The sequence below is a fragment of the Chryseobacterium phocaeense genome (genome assembly GCF_900169075.1).
GTDB classification, from domain to species: Bacteria; Bacteroidota; Bacteroidia; order Flavobacteriales; family Weeksellaceae; genus Chryseobacterium; species Chryseobacterium phocaeense.
Map to the genome: position 1 here is coordinate 1,458,083 of NZ_LT827015.1, position 20,642 is coordinate 1,478,724.

14 protein-coding genes and 4 pseudogenes are annotated in these 20,642 nt (G+C 34.5%); all 18 read left to right on the forward strand.

Annotation, left to right across the window (positions count from 1 at the left end):
- The 18 genes and pseudogenes from B7E04_RS13215 to B7E04_RS13295 all read left to right on the forward strand — a co-directional run bounded on the left by B7E04_RS13215 (nucleotide 1) and on the right by B7E04_RS13295 (nucleotide 19,566).
- Nucleotides 1-3,309 (forward strand): hypothetical protein, encoded by a 3,309-nt coding sequence (locus tag B7E04_RS13215; protein WP_080779082.1) that lies wholly within the window; start codon nucleotides 1-3, stop codon nucleotides 3,307-3,309.
- Between the two features lie 11 nt (nucleotides 3,310-3,320).
- Entirely contained in the window at nucleotides 3,321-4,448 is a 1,128-nt protein-coding gene (locus B7E04_RS22430; RefSeq protein WP_080779083.1) for an FtsB/FtsL family cell division protein, read from the forward strand.
- Nucleotides 4,449-4,458: 10 nt separating this feature from the next.
- Complete coding sequence (locus tag B7E04_RS13225; RefSeq protein WP_080779084.1) at nucleotides 4,459-8,058, forward strand: DUF6443 domain-containing protein; 3,600 nt, start codon at nucleotides 4,459-4,461, stop codon at nucleotides 8,056-8,058.
- Complete coding sequence (locus B7E04_RS13230) at nucleotides 8,033-8,491, forward strand: hypothetical protein (RefSeq protein ID WP_080779085.1); 459 nt, start codon at nucleotides 8,033-8,035, stop codon at nucleotides 8,489-8,491. Before B7E04_RS13225 ends, B7E04_RS13230 begins: the two co-directional genes overlap by 26 nt.
- A 126-nt stretch (nucleotides 8,492-8,617) precedes the next feature.
- Nucleotides 8,618-9,067: pseudogene (locus tag B7E04_RS22180) on the forward strand (RHS repeat-associated core domain-containing protein); the annotation flags it as partial.
- A 679-nt stretch (nucleotides 9,068-9,746) separates the two neighbouring features.
- Complete coding sequence (locus B7E04_RS13240) at nucleotides 9,747-10,220, forward strand: hypothetical protein (RefSeq protein WP_080779087.1); 474 nt, start codon at nucleotides 9,747-9,749, stop codon at nucleotides 10,218-10,220.
- A 278-nt stretch (nucleotides 10,221-10,498) separates the two neighbouring features.
- A complete protein-coding gene (locus B7E04_RS22635) occupies nucleotides 10,499-11,629 on the forward strand; it encodes an RHS repeat-associated core domain-containing protein (protein ID WP_080779088.1) in 1,131 nt (376 codons plus the stop codon).
- On the forward strand, nucleotides 11,610-11,924 hold the full coding sequence (locus B7E04_RS13250) for a hypothetical protein (protein WP_080779089.1): 315 nt from the start codon (nucleotides 11,610-11,612) through the stop codon (nucleotides 11,922-11,924). The genes B7E04_RS22635 and B7E04_RS13250 overlap by 20 nt, the downstream gene beginning before the upstream one ends.
- 194 nt (nucleotides 11,925-12,118) lie before the next feature.
- Nucleotides 12,119-13,270: an RHS repeat domain-containing protein gene (locus B7E04_RS22675; RefSeq protein ID WP_394334770.1), complete on the forward strand. Its 1,152-nt coding sequence runs from the start codon at nucleotides 12,119-12,121 to the stop codon at nucleotides 13,268-13,270.
- A 19-nt stretch (nucleotides 13,271-13,289) separates the two neighbouring features.
- Nucleotides 13,290-13,850, forward strand: a complete 561-nt coding sequence (locus B7E04_RS13260) for a hypothetical protein (RefSeq protein ID WP_139785398.1) — start codon at nucleotides 13,290-13,292, stop codon at nucleotides 13,848-13,850.
- Nucleotides 13,851-13,885: 35 nt separating this feature from the next.
- Nucleotides 13,886-14,075 (forward strand): annotated as a pseudogene (locus B7E04_RS22680) (RHS repeat-associated core domain-containing protein); the annotation flags it as partial.
- A 612-nt stretch (nucleotides 14,076-14,687) separates the two neighbouring features.
- Complete coding sequence (locus tag B7E04_RS13270; protein ID WP_062646682.1) at nucleotides 14,688-15,272, forward strand: hypothetical protein; 585 nt, start codon at nucleotides 14,688-14,690, stop codon at nucleotides 15,270-15,272.
- A 161-nt stretch (nucleotides 15,273-15,433) separates the two neighbouring features.
- A pseudogene (locus tag B7E04_RS21970) lies at nucleotides 15,434-15,862 on the forward strand (RHS repeat domain-containing protein); the annotation flags it as partial.
- Nucleotides 15,863-16,030: 168 nt separating this feature from the next.
- Nucleotides 16,031-16,486, forward strand: coding sequence for a JAB-like toxin 1 domain-containing protein (locus tag B7E04_RS22440; RefSeq protein WP_228440037.1), 456 nt, complete (start codon nucleotides 16,031-16,033; stop codon nucleotides 16,484-16,486).
- Nucleotides 16,483-16,986, forward strand: coding sequence for a hypothetical protein (locus B7E04_RS13280; RefSeq protein ID WP_139785399.1), 504 nt, complete (start codon nucleotides 16,483-16,485; stop codon nucleotides 16,984-16,986). The genes B7E04_RS22440 and B7E04_RS13280 overlap by 4 nt, the downstream gene beginning before the upstream one ends.
- Before the next feature lie 19 nt (nucleotides 16,987-17,005).
- Nucleotides 17,006-17,935 carry an RHS repeat domain-containing protein gene (locus tag B7E04_RS13285; protein WP_228440039.1) on the forward strand — a complete coding sequence of 310 codons (930 nt, stop codon included), beginning with the start codon at nucleotides 17,006-17,008 and terminating at the stop codon, nucleotides 17,933-17,935.
- Nucleotides 17,936-18,447: 512 nt separating this feature from the next.
- Nucleotides 18,448-18,795: pseudogene (locus B7E04_RS13290) on the forward strand (RHS repeat-associated core domain-containing protein); the annotation flags it as partial.
- A gap of 282 nt (nucleotides 18,796-19,077) precedes the next feature.
- A complete protein-coding gene (locus B7E04_RS13295) occupies nucleotides 19,078-19,566 on the forward strand; it encodes a hypothetical protein (RefSeq protein WP_139785400.1) in 489 nt (162 codons plus the stop codon).
- The last annotated feature ends 1,076 nt before the right edge of the window (nucleotides 19,567-20,642 follow it).

Consider the following 20,642-nt stretch of genomic DNA (forward strand, 5'->3'; position numbering starts at 1 on the left):
ATGAAAAAAATAACAATCTCAATGTGTATATTGCTCGTACTTACTACGGCACAGGCACAAATAAGCCCTGATAAGGATTATGACAAAATCATACCTTCTACTCCAGAAACCTATAGTCTTTTTAAAGCAGGAGATTATCCAGTAGATTACAGAACAGGGAAATTAAATGTTTCTGTACCATTACATACAATTTCTACTAAATATGGAATTTCTATTCCAATTAACTTAGCATATAATACAGGTGGTATAAAAGTAGATGAAACTTCAAGCTCAGTAGGTTTAGGATGGGCTTTATCTATTCCCAACAATATTTCTGTAGAAGTGCATGGAAAAGAAGATTTAAACAGTACTGCACAATGGTTCCCGGGCAATATATATGATTATCAATATATTGATCCTATAAATATAGAAACTTTTCCCGCGGATGTTCTTATTAAACTACAGGCCCTCAGGGATGATGTAGTAGATACTCAGCCCGATATATACCATTACAGCCTTCCTACCATTTCGGGGGCTTTTATAAGAGATACCAATGGCAACTTCCATACAATACCCTACGAAAATATCAAAATTTCTTATTCAGATGCAGATAATAAATTTACTATTATTGACCCTAGTGGCATTGTCTATTTATTGAGAGTGGGCAATTCTCTTACTTCACTTGGTACATCCCCCTTTGCCTACAGAGCATCATTTTTATTGGAAAAAATCACCTTACCTAATAAAGAAGAGGTCATTTTTAAATATGATAAGACTATATCTTATAAAAGTGTTACGCACGGATATACAGATATTTATTATCCTATTCCTATCGCAACCGACCCTTGTGTAGCAGGGCAAAAAGATGTTCATACTGCCACTACAAACCGTTATTTAGATAAGTTGCCCACAGAAATTATCTACAATAATGAAACAGTAAAGTTCAATTATACCAATATCATTAATGGGATAACTGGCAGAAAAGATGTGTTTACTGATACCCCTGAAAATGCCTACGCATTAGATGAAATAAAAGTAATAGACAATCAAACAAATAAAGTAATACGAAATTTTAAATTAGTTCACGATTATTTTATGTCCTCAGGTATAGCCACTCCAGAATACAGAAAATACAGGTTAAAGCTTTTAAGGGTTGAAAATTTACTAGAAAACAATAAATATTCTTTTAATTATAACGAAGAAAACAAGCCAGTTATAGGTAGTTACGCGCAGGACATCTGGGGTTACTATAATGGAAAAGGAGGAGCAGGGCTGATTCCCAACATGCATTATATTAATAAAGATTATACTCAGGGAGCTGACAGAAACGTGGATGCAATGTATACGCAAGCCTATATTTTAAAGAAAATTACTTATCCTACAGGAGGATCATCAGCATTTACTTTTGAAAATAATTCTGTCTGGGGACAATTGCTTATTCCTCAACGGCAGGAAACCGAATATGGTTATATCAATAATTCATATACAAGCGATCAGAATGAATATGATAATATTTTGATGACAACGCCTTCCAGTGAATATTTTTATATAGATGTAAATCCTATAAATCCTAATGAAAAGCTCTGGGTTGAGTTTCTTAACTCATGTTCCAACCAAATACCTAATGAAATTCCTGAAAATGGAAGCAGTATGGGAACGGCTTACCTTGACGAGTTTGTCAATAATCAATGGAAGAATCTGGCGACTTTTAGCGGAGCTGATATTGCTGGACCATTAACAGATGGCAATCCACCAGCGAGTAATAAATTTTTTTTAAATCCTCAGGCACCCAAAAGAATAAGGGTAAGGAGGATGGGAAACTGTTCTACAACGTTGAAAATCTCTAAAATAAAATATGTTAACGAAATAAGCAATCAAAATAATATTGTTGGCGGACTAAGAATAAAAAGTATGGAAGATTTTGATGGTACAACAACCTATACAAAGCGGCAATTCCAGTATTATAACCCTACTATTGCTGGAGAACAGTCCTCAGGATCTTTTGCCTCACCTTTGAAATTTTTAGATATGATACCAAGAGAAGTAGAATTTGAAGGTAAATCATTGCTTTGTAACATGTATGGTCTGAGTGCAGATCAAGCCATAAATTCCAGCCTTCTCGGAAAAGATGTGGTCAGCTATGAATATGTAACAGAACATACTTTAGGAAAAGGGAGAAAGGTTTATCAGTTTATAACAGAACAAAATGAGCTTAATTTATCCAATATAGGAAATGGGTTTAATCCGTTTCGTCTTATGAATAAGAACCTTATCAATGAAAAATTTTACACAGAGAATGGAACAAGCCCTTTAAAGGAAATTATTTATAATTATTCTCTAACCTATTTGAAAAATACCTTATCATCAAATTCATACGGAAACCCCTTGATGATAGCTCCATATGGAAAAATTGTCATGATCGACAGAAATGTAAGTACTGCATCGGGTGGCTTATATTCTACACAAGTATTAGAATCTTATCCTATAGAGTCTGGAAAATTCTTATTAGATGAAGTTCAAACAAAGAATTATATCAACGGTAATACAGTTGTTACAAAAGTTATTAACAATTATTCTATTAATAATATCCAAAAACCAATCAATCTTTTAAAGCAGACTGTTATTCATACTAGCAATGATAAAAGTACAGAAACCATCTACGATTATGCTCACGAAAAAAATAACCAGTTAATGATCAGTAAAAATATGGTTGAAATACCATTGGTGACAACATCAACACAGACTATTGCGGGTAATACAAAAACTCTTTCAAAAACAGAAACAATCTATCCAAAAACTGTAGCTGAAATTACCAATAACAGTGGAGGCTTAGTACTTCCAAAATCAGTATTGTCATTTGATCTTCAAGATCCAAATATCAGTTCCACTGAGGCCAATTATGACAAATACGATTCTAACGGAAACCTGCAGCAATACACTTCCAGAAACGGAATCTCAACAACCATCGTTTGGGGCTACAACAAAACACAGCCAATAGCAAAGATAGAAGGCGCAAAACTGTCAGATATTTCACAAACATTAATAGACAGTATTGTTAACGCGTCTGCCAATGATGCCCAGTTGGGAACTGATGCTTCAGAACAGTCATTCATTTCAGCTTTGGATTTGTTCAGAACTCATTCTACCTTATCAGGTTACCAGATCACGACTTACTCTTATGATCCTCTGATTGGAGTAAAAAGTATCACCCCACCTTCAGGTATCAGAGAAGTATACATGTATGATACCGCCAACAGATTAATGGAAATCAGGGAAAATAGTACAACAGGGAAAATTTTAAAAGAATTCAAATACAATTACAAACAATAAAAACTCAGATTATGAAAAAAACAATATTCATTGCAGGCATTTTTGCCGCTCAGTTAACTTCGGCCCAGTTATATACCCAAGGAGGTGCTTTAAATCAGACAACAACTCCCGCATCGGGTAACGTTGGGATAGGAATTCACAACCCCCATTCGCATTTGGAGGTAGCCAACCCCGATGGCGGTAAAATAACAATTTCCACAGGTGGAGCAAGTGCGCTTTCATCCAGCCCGAAATACCCTGCTTTAGAGTTTACAGGATTCCAGAACTCCCCCAAAGCAAGAATAACAGCTACCGAGGAAACAGGAAATACCTACGGCTCAAAATTTTCTATTTTAGTAAATGACGGCAACAGTGCAACAAGCTTAGCCGAAAGATTATCTATTCTCAGAAATGGGAATATAGGAATAGGAACTACTGCTCCAAAAGAAAAACTGGATGTTTCCGGTAATATTTTAGCAGGCGGAGCCAGTTCCACAGAAGGGATTAATGCACTGGCCATACGATATGAAGACGGATCACTCAGTAACTGGGGCTCATTGAGGAGTTCAGCGGCTTCCTATATGAGTTTTGGGGTTAAGGCAGATCCAAATGTAGGGTACGGTTGGCTGTCTTCCAATGGAACTCTAAATTTTTCCAAAGTAGCCATGACCATGGGCGATGAGGGCATTAAGTTTTTAAGCTCAACTCCACAAACCATTGCCATGAATTCTCCGGTAGCCATGAATGAAATCATGAAAATTTCCGTGAATGGCAATGCCCTTTTGCAAGGTAAACTGGAAGCCAAAGAGCTCAAAGTGACCCTGACGCCAACCGCCGATTTCGTTTTTGAAGAAAATTATGGCCTTCCCAAGCTCGAAGACGTGGAAAAACATATCAAAGACAAAAAGCATTTACCCGAAATAGCCTCTGCAAAAGTAATGGAAAAAGAAGGCGTAAACGTTGGTGAATTTCAGATTAAGCTGCTGCAGAAAATTGAAGAATTAACGCTGTATGTTATTGAACAAAACAAACAGTTAAAAGACCAACACCAAAAAATTCAGAAACTTCAAACTGAGAATGCAGATTTAAAAAGTGCAGTCCTGGAAATTAAAGAGCTCAAAGATCAGATCCTGAACAAGAAATCCACTGCCACCCATTAATTGAAAAACTATGTATAAAAAAATATATATAAGTTTGGGATTGCTGTGTGGAATCTATCACCATGCACAGGTGGTTCTGACCTCTCCGCCTGCGCCCAATACCGAAGTAGCCAATCCCCAGAGCATACGCATGCTCCCGGGCTTTCGCTTCAATTCTGCTAACGGAACTTTCCGGGCCTATATCGGGGGCACATCTCCTGGGAATCCCGGGAATACCTATACCCCCATTACCGTAGATTACGCTTCCAGTATCTCCAATACTGAGAATTATGTTTATACCAGGCAGTACCTCGTGCCTACGGAGGTTTCCAACGGATCCCTGCAGCAGATCCAGAGTGTTCAGTTTTTTGACGGTCTGGGGCGTCCCAAACAATCCGTGAGCATTAAGTCTACCCCTACCGGGAAAGATCTCGTAACCCATATTCCTTACGACGCCTATGGCAGGCAGGTAGACAGCTGGCTTCCCGTTCCCATGTCTTCCCAGAGCGGGAACATCCAAAGCGGGGTAGAAAGCAGTACCAATGCTTATTATCAGGCCAACGGGATCAATGATTCTTTCCCCTTCAGTCATAAAAACCTGGAGAATTCTCCCCTGGACAGGATCCTGAGCCAGAAGAATCCCGGTAGCGGCTGGCAGAATAAGCCCGTTACCTTCGGCTATGATACCAATACGGCAGGAGAAGTAAAAAAATATACCACCGTAACCACCTGGCCTGATGGGACCACTTCTTCCGAATTGAGTGTATCCGGAACTTACGGCCAGGCACAACTATACAAAAATACCGTTACCGATGAGGATGGCAATACAACCATAGAATTCAAAAACGGGCAGGGACAAACCCTGTTAGTAAGAAAAGTGATCAGTGCTACTGAAAATGCAGATACCTACTACGTATACAATGAATATGATCAGCTGGCATTTGTGATTCCTCCACTGGCATCAACCTCTGCCTCCGTATCCGATTCTGCATTGGCACACCTCTGCTATCAGTATAAGTATGACGGAAGAAACAGGCTCGTAGAAAAGAAGCTTCCCGGAAAAGGATGGGAACAGATGGTCTACAATAAAAAAGACCAGATTGTGCTCTACCGTGACACCGTGCTGAAAAACGGGATCACCAATTTTACGGCTGACCAGTCATGGACTTTTACCAAATACGATCAGTTCGGAAGAGTAGTGTATACCGGGATTTCAAGGGACGGAACGCCAAGGCAGAATATCCAGAATTATATTGATAACCAGGCGGCGAATGCTTCCTACGAAACCCGTGGAGGCAGCTTTACCCTGAGCGGACTGGCTGTAGAATACGGCAATGTTTCTTATCCGACCAGTATCGATAAAATCCTTAGCGTAAACTATTACGATACTTATCCGCAGGGAGCTCCCGCTGTTCCTGGAACTGTTCTGGGCCAGGAAGTACTGCCTCAGGCTACGGCAAGCTCAAATGTAAGCACCAAAAGCCTGCCTACCGCATCCTATGTACGGAATATTGAAAATGAGAGCTGGACCAAAACATATACCTTTTATGATAAAAAAGGAAGGGCCATCGCTACCCATTCCGATAACCACCTCGGAGGTTATACCAAAACCGAAAGCTTCCTGAAATTTTCAGGCGTACCGGATTATACGCTTACCGAGCATAAAAGAACTGCCGGCGGAACCAAAATCAATATCAAAGAAAGTTTTGACTATGACCATCAGGAAAGGATGGTGAGGCATTGGCATGAAGTAAACAACGGCGCTAAAGAACTGCTTGCAGAAAACCTTTACAACGATCTGGGCCAGCTGCAGACTAAAAATGTAGGAAATACAACCGGCAGCCCGCTGCAAAGTGTGAAGTATGCCTACAATATCAGAGGATGGCTGACCAGACTTAACGATCCCGCCAATCTGCAGAATAAACTCTTTGCGTATGAATTGAGGTATAATCAACCCGACAGCCAGTTTTCCGGATCTGCGAAATACAATGGAAATATTTCCCAGATGTCATGGATTACCCAAAGTGATGCCGTACTGAGAAATTATTCCTATGAGTATGATGCCCTTAACCGTCTTAAAGAAGGACGCTTCTGGGACGGAATGAATCTCGACCGCGGCGAATACCATGAGCAGCTTACCTACGATCTGAACGGGAACATTAAAACCCTGCTCAGAAGAGGAAAACAGCTTCCCGGCTACACCGCTCCCGAAGTAATGGATGACCTAGAATACCATTATCAAAATGGTGAGCAGAGCAATATATTGTCCTACCTTAAAGAAAAAGGGACCGGTAATGCCTTAAGCGGCTATCCGCTGGCCTCCGGAGCTACAGGAAGTACAATAACATATGACGCCAACGGAAGTATGATTACCCAACCGGATAAAGGCATTTCTTCCATTCAATATAATTATTTAAATTTACCGGGAAAGATTACCCAAAACGCTAAAGTAACGGATTACACGTACCGGGCAGACGGGGTAAAAGTGAAAAAGCTCTTTGGCACGGTAACCACAGATTATTTAGACGGTTTCCAGTATGAAAACGGAGCATTAAAGTTCTTCCCGACTGCAGAAGGTTATTATAATGCTGAGACAGGGAAGTATGTGTATAATTACACGGATCATTTAGGGAATACCAGACTAAGCTACTTTAAAAACGGAGCAGGAGCAGAGATTATTGAGGAGAGTAATTATTATCCTTTTGGGTTGAAGCATGAGGGGTATAATGTTTTAGGAGGAAATCCTGCTTATAAGTATAAGTACAATGGGAAGGAGCTGCAGGAAACTGGGATGTATGATTATGGTGCGAGGTTTTATATGCCGGATTTGGGAAGATGGGGCGTGGTGGATCCACTTAGTGAAAAAATGAGAAGATGGTCGACATATAATTATGCTTTCGATAATCCTATACGATATATAGACCCTGATGGAAGAGCTCCTTTTGGAGATTTCTTTGGAACTTCAGGTAAATATTTAGGAAGCGATGGAGTTAAAGATGGCAAAGTTTATATCAGCCAAGGAAATAAGAGTAATTTCTTAACAGCAAGTAAACAAGAAGTTGTAGGAGGTATACATACTTTAGGAGCGATTTCCACCGCTTTAAAACTAACAAACTCCCCATCAAATCATATAATCAGTCCTGATTCAAAAGGAGGACTTCACGAAGTTAGAGCGGATATTGATTTATCAGGTAACAGAACCTCGTTTACAACAGGAGGTAAGTCTTCTATAAGTGGAGGTGTTGCGAGTGCAGAAGTTAATGGTTTTGATATAATGAATCAGCACGGTATTAAAAACGATATAAAATCTGATATTGTGGGGCATACTCATCCTACAGCAACAACAGTCGAAAGTACAGGTGTTGAAGGAAGTTTTAGAGGTTATACTTTGACTGCTACAGAACCTTCTCCTGCTGATATAGCTGATTTTGGTAAGCGTGATACAAGTTTTATTGCGGGTAATTTGGAACGAAAATCAGTAGAAGTCAAGGCAGATGGCTCTTTCGTAGATCCGAATAATAAGCAAGGTGCTGTATTCTACAATAGGAGTGGCGCTGAAACTATGAGAATTGAATCTAGTACAATTAATAAAATATTGTCCAATTATGAAAATGGTCAAATCAAGCCTTAATAAAATAGTATTTTTACTAATATTTTTTATTTCTTTTATGGCTTACAGTCAAAAAATTAATTTAATAATTTTCATAAATGATGAAATTATTACAAGTTCTTTAGGTTTAGAATTTTATAATAAAACTTCTACGGATAAGTATGATTTTATTTATTCTCCAGGAAAAGAGATTGATATTAGTGCTAATGATATTTTAACAAAAGATATGGTATTGAAATTTGACGCGTATGGAGATAGAGAAAGTATAGCTAAACGTTACAACTACAGTATACCTCTTGAAGTAGACTTGTTTAAGGATACGCTATTTTTAATAATAAAAATTTACAATTTGGATAAAAAAGAATATAAAAAGAGATATTGTCAATCAAAAGAGTCTTACGTAGTGGATTTTCATAAAAGTGGTCTTCATATAGATACTAGTAGATGTAAATAAAATAACCCATGCTAGCGCGGAGTGGAACGTCTTCGCTCGTGCTACTAATAAAATAAACCACTGTTTTTGCAGTGGTTTATCATTTAACTACAAGATACGCTATATTTACAATAGATAGAATAGAGTAAAAAGCTCTTTGGCACGGTAACCACAGATTATCTGGATGGTTTCCAGTATGAAAATGAAACACTAAAGTTCTTCCCGACCGCAGAAGGCTATTATAATGCTAAAACCGGAAAGTATGTGTATAATTACACGGATCATTTAGGGAATACCAGACTAAGTTATTTTAAAAATGGGGCAGGAGCAGAGATTATTGAGGAGAGTAATTATTATCCGTTTGGGTTGAAGCATGAGGGGTATAATGTTTTAGGAGGAAATCCTGCTTATAAATATAAGTACAAGGGAAAGGAGCTCCAAGAGACGGGAATGTATGATTATGGTGCGAGATTTTATATGACTGATCTAGGAAGATGGGGAGTAGTGGATCCGCTTGCAGAAACCTCAAGAAGGTGGTCTCCATACAATTATGTTTATAATAATCCAATAATGTTTATTGATCCAACAGGAATGGAGGGAGAATTAGCGACGTGTCCTACTTGTCCAAACACACCAGAATTTAAACCATTTATTGATGATAAAAAAAACACGTATGTTTATAATCCTGAAACAAAAAAAGCTGAAAAAGAAATACAAATTGAAGAAGTTAAATTACAAGGATCTTCTTCTTGGAATGTAGGAACTAGAGCTTTGGGTGGTTTACAAATGGTAGGCGGTACTCTTGAAGCTGTTGTTGGTGGTGTTGGCGGGATTCTCACAGCAGAAACGGGTGTTGGAGCTGCACTAGGATGGTTGGTACTAATGAATGGTATTGATAACGCAACAACAGGAGCGAAACAATTATGGACAGGAGAAGATGAAGAAACTTTATTGCATCAAGGAGTTGAAGAGGGTTCTTTAGCTTTAGGGGCAGATGAAGAGACCGCTGAAAATATAGCAACAGGTGCAGATGTGGCAACTTTAGCTTTAGGTGGTGGAAGTAGTTTAAAAAGTGCCAAAAACCTTAAACCAATGTACAAAAACACAAAAGGATTAAAACAGGTTGGATTAAGAGCTACTAACACAAATAAACAATTGAGAGTAGAACGACACGCATTACAGGGTACTGGAAGAAAACTGACAAGAACTCATATTAATTATGGTGTGGGTGGTAAGAAACATAAGTTTTTCAGAAACGCAAAAGAATTAAGAAAGTATGTTAAAGAATGATTTTATAGGGTTATTAAGTGAATATAATTACGCAAACCGTTCTTTATTATATCAAAATATTATATTTTTTTTAATTTCTAAATTTCGGTGTTTTAAGAGTGATTTTGATTTTGATTTAGAAAAGGAAGAGAAATATATAAATATTTGTATAGATAATAATGGGTTGTTTCTTTTTATTGATTTGGATGAAGAATCTTTTAACCTGAGATATAATCACAATGAATTCTATATTTTTATAAATGAAATAGCTTTAGATGAATTGAAAATTTTATTAGAGAATTTTTTTGAAGGAAAATATTTAGTAAAATCGTTTCTTAATAAAGATTTGATTGTAAAACAGGAATTGATATTTGCTAATCAGTATTTAAAAAAGTATAATCAAGTTGACATATACAGTAATAAAAATAGCAATATAATATTTGAGAAAGAAGGATATAATTGGATTGGAGACTCTGTCTAATTGTAATCAAATTTTCAACAGAATAAAGAGGCTGTCTCAAAAGTGAGGCAGCCTTTTTTTTCAAAAAAAAAGGAAAGCCAAAAGCTTCCCGCTCTACGAAGTGTGTAACCCTGCTGTGCAAAGTCTCCCCTGCTAGCGCGAGCGTCCTCGCTCGTGCTACTAATAAAACAAACCACTGTTTTCCGCAGTGGTTTATCATTTATTACAAGAAACGTTATATTTACAACAGGTAGAGTAAAAGTAGATAAGCCCTTCGTAAAATAATCACAATTATCTGGATGGTTTCCCTGTATGAAAGTGAAACATTAAAGTTCTTCCCAACCGCAGAAGGCTATTATAATGCTGAGACAGGAAAGTATGTTTATAATTACACGGATCATTTAGGAAATACAAGGTTAAGTTATTTTAAGAATGGAGCAGGAGCAGAGATTATTGAGGAGAGTAATTATTATCCTTTTGGGATGTTGCATAATTATACAGTGACAACTCAGAATGCTTATCAGTACAAGTACAATGGTAAGGAACTTCAGGAAAGTGGAATGTATGACTATGGGGCGAGATTTTATATGCCTGACATTGGACGATGGGGCGTGATTGATCCAAGAAGCCAATATACCCACGAAGCTTACAGCTATGTTTGGAATAATCCGATAACTTTTGTAGATCCTACAGGAATGCAGGGAGAAATTGCAACTTGCCCTACCTGTCCAAATACATCAGAATTTAAATCTTTCATTAATGATCCAAATAATGAATACGTTTATAAATCTGATACGAAAACCGTTTCAAAAGTAACACAAATTGAAGAAGTTACGCTGAAAGGTTCTTCCTGGAATGTTGGAACTAGGGCATTGGGAGGTTTACAAATGATTGGAGGAACAGCCGAAGCTATTTTAGGAGGTGTTGGAGGAATTCTTACTGCAGAAACAGGAGTTGGTGCTGTTGTTGGCTGGGCAGTATTAATGAATGGAATTGATAATGCTACAACAGGAGCCCAACAATTGTGGACTGGTGAAGATGAAGATACTTTATTGCATCAAGGTGTTGAAGAAGGATCATTAGCTCTGGGAGCAGATGAAGAGACGGCAGAAAATATTGCGACAGGAGCTGATATAGCAACTTTAGCTTTGGGAGGAGGGAATTCTTTGAAAAACACAAAATTTTTAAGGGAGAAAGGAACGGGTAAGATAAATGGCATTTCAAAAGGAAGCAAGGGGGGATATGGAGCTCAAAAAAGATTTGATATACATCCTCTCAAACACCCAAGTAGAAAAACATCAACAATAACCTTACCTAAATGGATAAAAGATAAAAAAATCCCAGTACCACATTATCATAGAGGAAAAGGAAGTAATTTGAAATATCATAGACCTTGGGAAAAAGGACCTGATGGGAAAAGAAGATGGTAGAGTTATGAAAGAAAAAGATTTTTACAATATATATATCCCGGCTTTAGAAAAGGCTTTAGAAAACGATAATATTAATTACGAATTTTATGTTAAATCACCAGAAGACTATTTAGATGATGATCTTTCAAAAAAGATAAGTAATTATTTGGAGGAGAATGAGAGTTCTTTTACTGAGAAAGTGTCATATTATTTTGACGCAAAGTCACATAATTTTCCATCAATTCTAAATATAAATATAGAGGATTATAAGGCGAATTTAATTAGAGAAATGTTAGAAATTAAGAAAAAATTTTAATTAATTAATCCCTGCTAGCGTAAGTGTTCTCCCACGCTAGCGCGAGCGTTTTCGCTCGTGCTATTAAATAAAATAAACCCCCTGCTAGCGCGAGTGTCCTCGCTCGTGCTATTAGATAAAATAAACCACTGTTTTCCGCAGTGGTTTATCATTTAACAACAAGAAACGCTATATTTACAATAGGCAGAGTAAAAGTGAAAAAGCTTTTTAGCACAGTAACCACAGATTCTTTAGATGGTTTCCAGTATGCAAACGGAACACTAAGGTTCTTCCCAACCGCAGAAGGCTATTATAATGCTGAGACAGGAAAATATGTGTATAATTACACGGATCATTTAGGAAATACCAGATTAAGCTACTTTAAAAACGGAGCAGGAGCAGAGATCATTGAAGAGAGTAATTATTATCCTTTTGGGTTGAAACATGAGGGGTATAATGTTTTAGGAGGAAATCCTGCTTATAAGTATAAGTACAATGGAAAGGAACTTCAGGAAAGTGGAATGTATGATTATGGAGCAAGGTTCTATATGCCGGATGTAGGAAGATGGGGAGTAATCGACCCTTTAGCTGAAACTTCCCGACGTTGGAGTATATATACTTATGCTTACAACAATCCAATAAGATTTATAGATCCAGATGGAATGCAAAATCAAGATATAACATTTGGAAAAAATATTTCTGCTGAAACTCAAAATAAAATTGTAAGTGATTTAGAGCAAGAAACAGGGCTTAAATTATCTATTGGTGATAATGGGAAGTTAAGTTATACGGAACCTTCTGATGCCGGTGGAAGTAAAACAGCCCGTGATATGATAAAAGGGGCAATTGATAATCATAGAACAGTATATAGTATTGACTCTGATAATAGTAAAGGTTCATCAATTAGTGGTGAACCTACAGTTAAAGGAGAATGGATTGGAAATGAATATGGCTTTACAAGCTATTTTGATTTAAACATTAATACTGAACAAATAGATGCTTTTATTTCAGGGACTAGTGAAGCACTTAATCCTTTGACTATGGGATATGGAATGACTACTCTTCATGAAGTAAGTCATAGATATAATAATTTAATAGATGGAATTATTGGAGATGATGGAAGGGAACTTTCAGCGACCTCTATATATGGCATGCAAGGAGATAATGAAAAAAAAGTTATTAATGTCATTAGAACTGAATTAGATAATTCAAAAGCATTTAAACTGCCGTTTGGTCAGCGAAAATCTTATTCTCCAATGAATTCAGGAGGTTTTAATTTTAGCGCATTTAGTAGTGAAGCCCAATCTAAAGGACCGTTGAAAGTCGATCCTAAAAAAGATTTATATATCAAAACTCCTCAAAGATAAACAAACAATAAGATATAAAATGAAAATTTATCAAGCATTTGTATATTATATAGCTTTTATTAATTTCATTAGCTGTAATTCTCAATCAAAAAGAATGTATAATGAAGCGTATACGGTTGTAAGTAAGGATTTTATCAGCAAGGAAGTTTCAATAAAAGAGTTTGGAAAAGATGTTTCTGGACTATATATTTATGATTTAATTTATCCTTATCCTTTAGATAAAAATGATCCCAATAATTTTTATAAAAATATTTTATCTGAAAAAGAAGAAATAAAACCTTTAAGAGAAGATAAACATCTTAAAGAGTTATCTGATAAATATAAAAATAGTAACTGGGAACTTAATACTCAATTTAAAACTATATTTAAAACCGTAGTACAATATCAAGGAATTCCAAACGGACCATTAAATGCGGCTATATTTTCTGAACTTCAAGATAATCAATTAAGAATTGATGTCGTCCCTTTTTTCCAAGGAAGTCCCAAATATTGTGGATCAATTACCAAATATTATTTTAAGTTTGATAAAACCAAAATTATTGAAAATAAAAAATGGACTGATCATTATGAATGTTGGTAATAGAAAAGAGGCTGTCTAAAAAATGAGATAGGCTCTTTAATTATAAGTACAACGGAAAGGAGCTTCAGGAAACGGGAATGTATGATTATGGAGCGAGAATGTATATGCCTGATTTGGGAAGATGGGGTGTGGTGGATCCATTGGCGGAATTATACAGACGTTGGTCGCCGTATAATTATGTAATGAATAATCCATTGAGATTTATAGATCCTGACGGAAGACAAGTTGAATATGCTGAGGATCCTAATAAATCAAAAAAAGAAAATAGAGAACTGAGAAGGGAGTTCAAAAGACATCAAAGAGAATTAAATAAACAATCTGAAGAGGCAAGAAACAATTGGAATACATTAGTAAAATCCAAAAATGTTCATACAATTCATTTAAATGAAAAAGATTCTGATGGTAATATGATGATGAATGAAACAAAGCCTAAAGATGGATACAACTCAGGTATTGGAGGGGGAAGTGATATTTATTTAAACTTAAATAAAACTACAGTTCAAGGAGTTGATATTGGCACTCCTATTATTGGAATTGGACATGAAGAAGGACATGCTTTTAGGTTTGATACAGGAAAAGCAGAAAATGACAACTATCAAGGAGATATAAGCGATCCAAATTATTTATTTAAAGCGACCCAACACCTCTATAAAGTAAGACATACAGAAGAAATTGAAGCATCACATATTGAGAATATAATAAGGGCACAAATTGATCCAACAGGTACTAAAATCCCTTTAAGAAAAACTTTTGAAGATGCCCCTACTGTAACAAAAAATCCTTTTACAGGAGGATTAGAATTAGGGACAACAACATTAAATGTAATAAAACCAGGATATGATTACTATAAGAAAAAAAAATAATATTTTTTTAACCTTAATATTTTTAATATTTTTCTTTCAATGCACAACTTCTAAAGGTCAAAAAAATAATCCTTCAAAACAATGTGTTTTATTTGTTACGGACAAAGCTATTAAACTAAATGTTAATGATAGTATTTTAAAAGAACAAGTTGAAGACTATTATAAAAACATTGATAATAAGTATGATATTATTTTCTATAGAATAAGACCTGGTGATAAAAATATTACTTTACGAAGAATATATAAAAACATTGAAAATAAATGGATTTACATAGAAATTTTTAATAATAATATTATTTCCAAAAAAGAGCTAAAAATAGATGATTCTATTTTGGATGATTTGTTTACAGATTTTAGTGAAAAAGGAATGTTAAAAAAATGTGGTAGTTGTTATGATTGTTATGATTACATGAGTTTAATTAAAAAAGATAATAAGTACTTTAGTCTTAATTTTAATTCTTTATCCAATGAATTAAATAATAGTGATTTAATAAAACTAAAACCCTACATGGAAATATTGAATTTTTTTAACCAATATAGTTTGTCATTTATTAAATAAGTAGTCTTTCAAATGTGTTGATTTGCTATCCCACTGCGCAAAGCATCAAAACTTTAAGCTAATAAAAAATAAACCACTGTTTTTCGCAGTGGTTTATCATTTAACTACAAGAAACGTTATATTTACAATAGGTAGAATAAAGTAAAAAGCTCTTTAGCACAGTAATTACAGATTATCTTGATGGTTTCCATTATGAAAACGGAACATTAAAATTCTTCCCAACCGCAGAAGGCTATTATAATGCTGAAACCGGAAAGTATGTGTATAATTACACGGATCATTTAGGAAATACACGGTTAAGTTACTTCAAAAACGGAGCGGGAGCAGAGATTATTGAGGAGAGTAATTATTATCCGTTTGGGTTAAAGCATGAGGGGTATAATGTTTTAGGAGGAAATCCTGCGTATAAGTACAAGTACAATGGCAAAGAGCTTCAAGAGACGGGTATGTATGATTATGGAGCGAGATTTTATATGCCTGATCTGGGTAGATGGGGTGTTCAGGATCCGCTGGCGGAGAAAATGAGAAGACATTCTGTATACAATTATGCATTTAATAATCCAATAAAGTTTATTGATCCAGATGGTATGGCACCTAAAGATGATTTTAGGTTAAATAAAGATGGTTCCCTTAGCTTGATTAGGAAAACAAATAGTGACGAAACAAAAGGAACTCATACAATTTATAATTCCGATTCATCAGAAGCTTTAGTTGTTAATAAGGATCTTATTGATAAAAAAGTTGAAGGAGAAAATAAGATGTATGGTGGGACAGCAACATTCTTGATCGAATCAAATAAAAAAGACGCTCAAACAATATTTAAATTTATGGCTAGAAACACCAATGTGGAGTTTGGTTTAAATGAATATCAATTTAAGGAAGGAAAAACTTCTATAATATCCACGAATCACGAATCCAATGTAGATACTGCTCAAGCCTGGTTTAATTATTCATTCTATGGAAAAGGAAAAGATCTAAAAATATTGGATAACTGGCATTCTCATCCCAATGCAACAGATCTAAAAGAATTTAAACCATCAGGTTACAACTCAGATGGCACTCCAAATGATTATACTGGAGATAGACAATACTATAAATATTTAAAAGAAAGTAATGGTGCAGGATTACCGCAATATTTTAATATTTATGGTACAAAGGTAAAATCAACTGTTCAATATAATGATCAAGTAATGAAAAAAATCAAAAAATTATGAAATTATACATTTTAATTTTTCTTTCATTTATTTGTATGACATGCGATTCATCGTCTCAGAAAAAAGGAATGCTAGAAAATAATAATGAAATATCTCAAACAGACTCTGGTGTAAAACTAAACCTTATTACAATTGAAGAACCTTTAGAAAGAGAACTAAATGATTTTATAAAAAAATTAGAAAAGAATGGATATTATAAAAGATCTAAAAAATCAATTCTTATTTATCTAAAAAATCAAAAAGAGGATCATATGGATATTCTTTTGGCTAACAATACACCTAAGAATATAGAGAACTTGAAAGGATTTTCTGTCTATAGTAATTATACAATTTATTTCTTTTTTAAAAATGTTGAGAATAATTGTATGATAAATATTGAAAATAAGACTAGGTATGAAAAGTTTAAAATTTTACCACCTGCTCCATATAATAATCCGCAGAAGAGAATAATTTTTAAAAAATGTACTAAGATCAAGGAAGAGTACAATGATGGTTGGTAAGCGATAATATATAAGTTTTATAAACTATAAGTACAATGGGAAGGAGCTTGAAGAGAGTGGAATGTATGATTATGGAGCGAGAATGTATATGCCTGATTTGGGAAGATGGGGTGTGGTGGATCCTAAAAGTGAATTGTTAGAAAGTCCCTCACCTTACGTTTATGCTTTAAATAGTCCTATTCTATATATTGATAAAGATGGAGAATTACCAATATTAATTAATGGTAGAGTTTTTGATAGCGAGTCAGATAGAGCAAATGTAAGTTACTGGACTCAAAATATAGTAAATACAATTAGAGGTTCAGGAATTCCTAATCCTGGAGGAGATGTTCATTTTGTTGATGGAGATAGATATTTATCACAAAGTTTTTCGGGTAATTGGAGTATAAAGAATGGAGGGAATATATGGGGAAACTCACCAGGCTGGAGATATGAAGCTGGAAAGAGGGCAATGAATGACAGTGAGTTTAAGACTATTCTTTCAAAATTGGCAAGAGATCCTAAATCGGGGAAAATAACTGAAAAAATACAGATTTATACACACAGTAGAGGTGCTGCTTTTGGAACTGGTTATACAGAAAGATTATTGGAACTTATCAAAGAAAATGCAAATGAATTTGCGGATCCTAATAATGTTGTTGATTTTGTACTTTATCTAGCTCCGCACCAATCGAATGCGCTTGAAGCCCCCAATAATGTAGATAGCTATTCGATAGATCATAACAGAGACAAGTTGTCTGGAAATGATATGAAAGGATTAAAAGGTGCTTTTAGTTCTAGTGAAAAAGATAAAGGCTTTTTTGGAGCTCATTCTATAACATCATTTCAAAATGATTTAAAAGGCTTTACATCAGCATTTTTAAAAGGAGGCTCAAGTAAACAAATTATAAATAACTTTGTCCAAGAAATGAAAAAGAAATATAACATAACCGTAACTGTTAGTCAATAGATATTAAGATGAAATCATTACTAAAATATTATCTTCTCAACATATTACTACTCTTTGTTTTCATTGTTATTTGGTATTTTTCCTGTTTCCTATTAGGATATGCAAGTAATAGTCAAAAACATCAGTTTGAAATTTGGATACTTTATTTTACAACTATTTTGCTGCATTTTATTTTATCCGGAATTATATTAAAAAGAAATTTTAGAGATTTAAGTGTTTTTCATTTAGTTACAAATGTTTTACTGTATGTAATTTCTACATCATATCTTTATAATAATACTTAGAACGTGGCAATAAACATGAAAAACTCACAACTGCAAGGTTTTTTTGTTTATTGCATACAGCTTTTTTTATTAAGTAATGTTTATTTTATATCATGTATTACAATAGAAAGCCCCGACGGCACAGGTATCTCCGCTCGTGCTACTAAATAAAATAAACCACTGTTTTCCGCAGTGGTTTATCATTTAATTACAAGAAACGTTATATTTATAATAGGTAGAATAAAGTAAAAGCTCTTTGGCACAGTAACCACAGATTATTTAGACGGTTTCCAGTATGAAAACGGGACATTGAAATTCTTCCCGACCGCAGAAGGCTATTATAATGATGAAACCGGGAAGTATGTGTACAATTACACCGATCATTTAGGGAATACAAGGCTAAGTTACTTTAAAAACGGAGCAGGAGCAGAGATCATTGAAGAGAGTAATTATTATCCGTTTGGGTTGAAACATGAGGGGTATAATATGTTGACTGGGAATCCGGCTTATAAGTATAAGTACAATGGTAAGGAGTTGCATGAGATGGGAATATATGATTATGGGGCGAGGTTTTACATGGCGGATTTGAGTAGATGGTTAAAGAAGATGCAACTAAAGCAGCAAGTTCAGAAAAGTATTGTGTTATTGGTCAATCTTGTGCGACAGTAATCTTAGATTCTTTTAATAAGATTGTAATACACCACAACTAAGATACCCTGCTCCTAATTCAATTATAAAACATATTAAAGCAAACATTAACAATTATAACTTTTTATTCCTTCCATCTGATAGAGAAATACAAATTTGCAAAGTTGGAAAACTTGAAGTAGGACCTATAACCGATGAAAAAGGAGTTGAACATTATTAACAATGATACAAATGAAAAAGATACTTTTTGTTATTATGGGTATTATTACATGTGTCGTAATAATATACTATGCTTTTGGCATTTTTTCTTCATCTGTTGGATGGTATGGTTATAAGAAATGGAGGTATAGAGTTGGTACTGATGTTATTAGCGAATCAAAACAAAGAAAAGTTTTTGTAAAAGAATTGAACTATAAAATCATTGATTCTGCTAATCTAAAAGGATTTTATTTTAAGCCTTATATTGAGAAGGGGTTTAGATATGGTTATCAATCTATGGAAGATACGAGAATAGATAAGTATTCGCATTGCTCCTATAACTTAAGTTACGAAAGGAATATGAAAGATTCTATTGTATTAAATATTTTTCCGGAAGATAAAAAAAAGTTGGATAGTTCTGATATAGTATGGGGATATCTAAAACAGCCTTATTTAAAAGATACTATTAGGATTGAGATAGAAGGAATGGGAAAACAGAAAGGCATAATAAAGATTTGGTAAAGAACTCAACTCAGACGTATAGAATTACAAGTCACACCAGCTGCACCGCTAGCACGAGATGATTGTGCTTTCAAATAAAATAAACCACTGTTTTCCGCAGTGGTTTATCATTTACTCCACGAAACATTATATTTACAATTGGTATGGGATATACTATAAAGTGGAAAAATAGAGCTAAAGTAAATACAAATGTTAAGACTTGATAAAAAAACAAACAGCATCACATCGGTATTTTTATTATTAATATTTGCTCTTGTATATCATTTCTTTGCCAATAGTCAAAATCATAATGTTTTTTACTTTCTATTGGTTTACGAAACAATACTGATAATATTTTTCATCTATAGCTACAAAAAGTTTAGATCAATAATTTATATCATATCGACAATATTACTTTTAGTACATTTTACTGTTGTTATATATATTATTTTAAAAATAAAAGGAGCAGGCATTTTATACTGAATTCCCCAGCTAGCTCGAGCGTCATCGCTCGTGCTACTAAATAAAATAAACCACTGCTTTCCGCAGTGGTTTATAATTTAATTACAAGAAACGTTATATTTACAATAGCTAGAGTAAAAGTGAAAAAGCTCTTTGGCACAGTAACCACAGATTATCTGGATGGGTTCCAGTATGAAAATGAAACATTAAAGTTCTTCCTGACCGCAGAAGACTATTATAATGGTGAAACCGGACAGTAGAAGGTATTTAAAAGCTATTGAGTATTATAGAAATGCAACAGTGCCATCAAAATAATATTATATGAAAAATTTAATAAATTGGTTAATTGGTTTTAGTGTTTTTTTGTTTTGTACCATTTTTTACCAAAAATTTTTTGGAGAAGAACCTTTTAATAATTCTTTTTCTATTGGTTTTCCAAGATTCTATTATGAATTTTATTCGAATGATTGTATTAAACTCAATGGAAGTAATTTTAAAAGTCTTTTATTAAATATTGTTATATATACGCTTATTTTTCTAGTTTATATTAAAATAAAGAATAAAAAACAAAATTGACAATCTTACGTTGGCTTAGCGCGAACGTCATCGTTCGTGCTTCTAAATAAATTAAACCA

Excerpts from the sequence above, each read along its gene's own strand:
- B7E04_RS22440 (WP_228440037.1), top strand. The coding sequence starts at position 16,031 with ATGTATGGTGGGACAGCAACATTCTTGATCGAATCAAATAAAAAAGAC.
- B7E04_RS13280 (WP_139785399.1), top strand. The coding sequence starts at position 16,483 with ATGAAATTATACATTTTAATTTTTCTTTCATTTATTTGTATGACATGC.
- B7E04_RS13240 (WP_080779087.1), top strand. The coding sequence starts at position 9,747 with ATGTTAAAGAATGATTTTATAGGGTTATTAAGTGAATATAATTACGCA.
- B7E04_RS13260 (WP_139785398.1), top strand. The coding sequence starts at position 13,290 with ATGAAAATTTATCAAGCATTTGTATATTATATAGCTTTTATTAATTTC.
- B7E04_RS22430 (WP_080779083.1), top strand. The coding sequence starts at position 3,321 with ATGAAAAAAACAATATTCATTGCAGGCATTTTTGCCGCTCAGTTAACT.
- B7E04_RS13270 (WP_062646682.1), top strand. The coding sequence starts at position 14,688 with ATGATTACTATAAGAAAAAAAAATAATATTTTTTTAACCTTAATATTT.
- B7E04_RS13250 (WP_080779089.1), top strand. The coding sequence starts at position 11,610 with ATGGGAAAAGAAGATGGTAGAGTTATGAAAGAAAAAGATTTTTACAAT.
- B7E04_RS22635 (WP_080779088.1), top strand. The coding sequence starts at position 10,499 with ATGGTTTCCCTGTATGAAAGTGAAACATTAAAGTTCTTCCCAACCGCA.
- B7E04_RS13295 (WP_139785400.1), top strand. The coding sequence starts at position 19,078 with ATGAAAAAGATACTTTTTGTTATTATGGGTATTATTACATGTGTCGTA.
- B7E04_RS13215 (WP_080779082.1), top strand. The coding sequence starts at position 1 with ATGAAAAAAATAACAATCTCAATGTGTATATTGCTCGTACTTACTACG.
- B7E04_RS13225 (WP_080779084.1), top strand. The coding sequence starts at position 4,459 with ATGTATAAAAAAATATATATAAGTTTGGGATTGCTGTGTGGAATCTAT.
- B7E04_RS13230 (WP_080779085.1), top strand. The coding sequence starts at position 8,033 with ATGAAAATGGTCAAATCAAGCCTTAATAAAATAGTATTTTTACTAATA.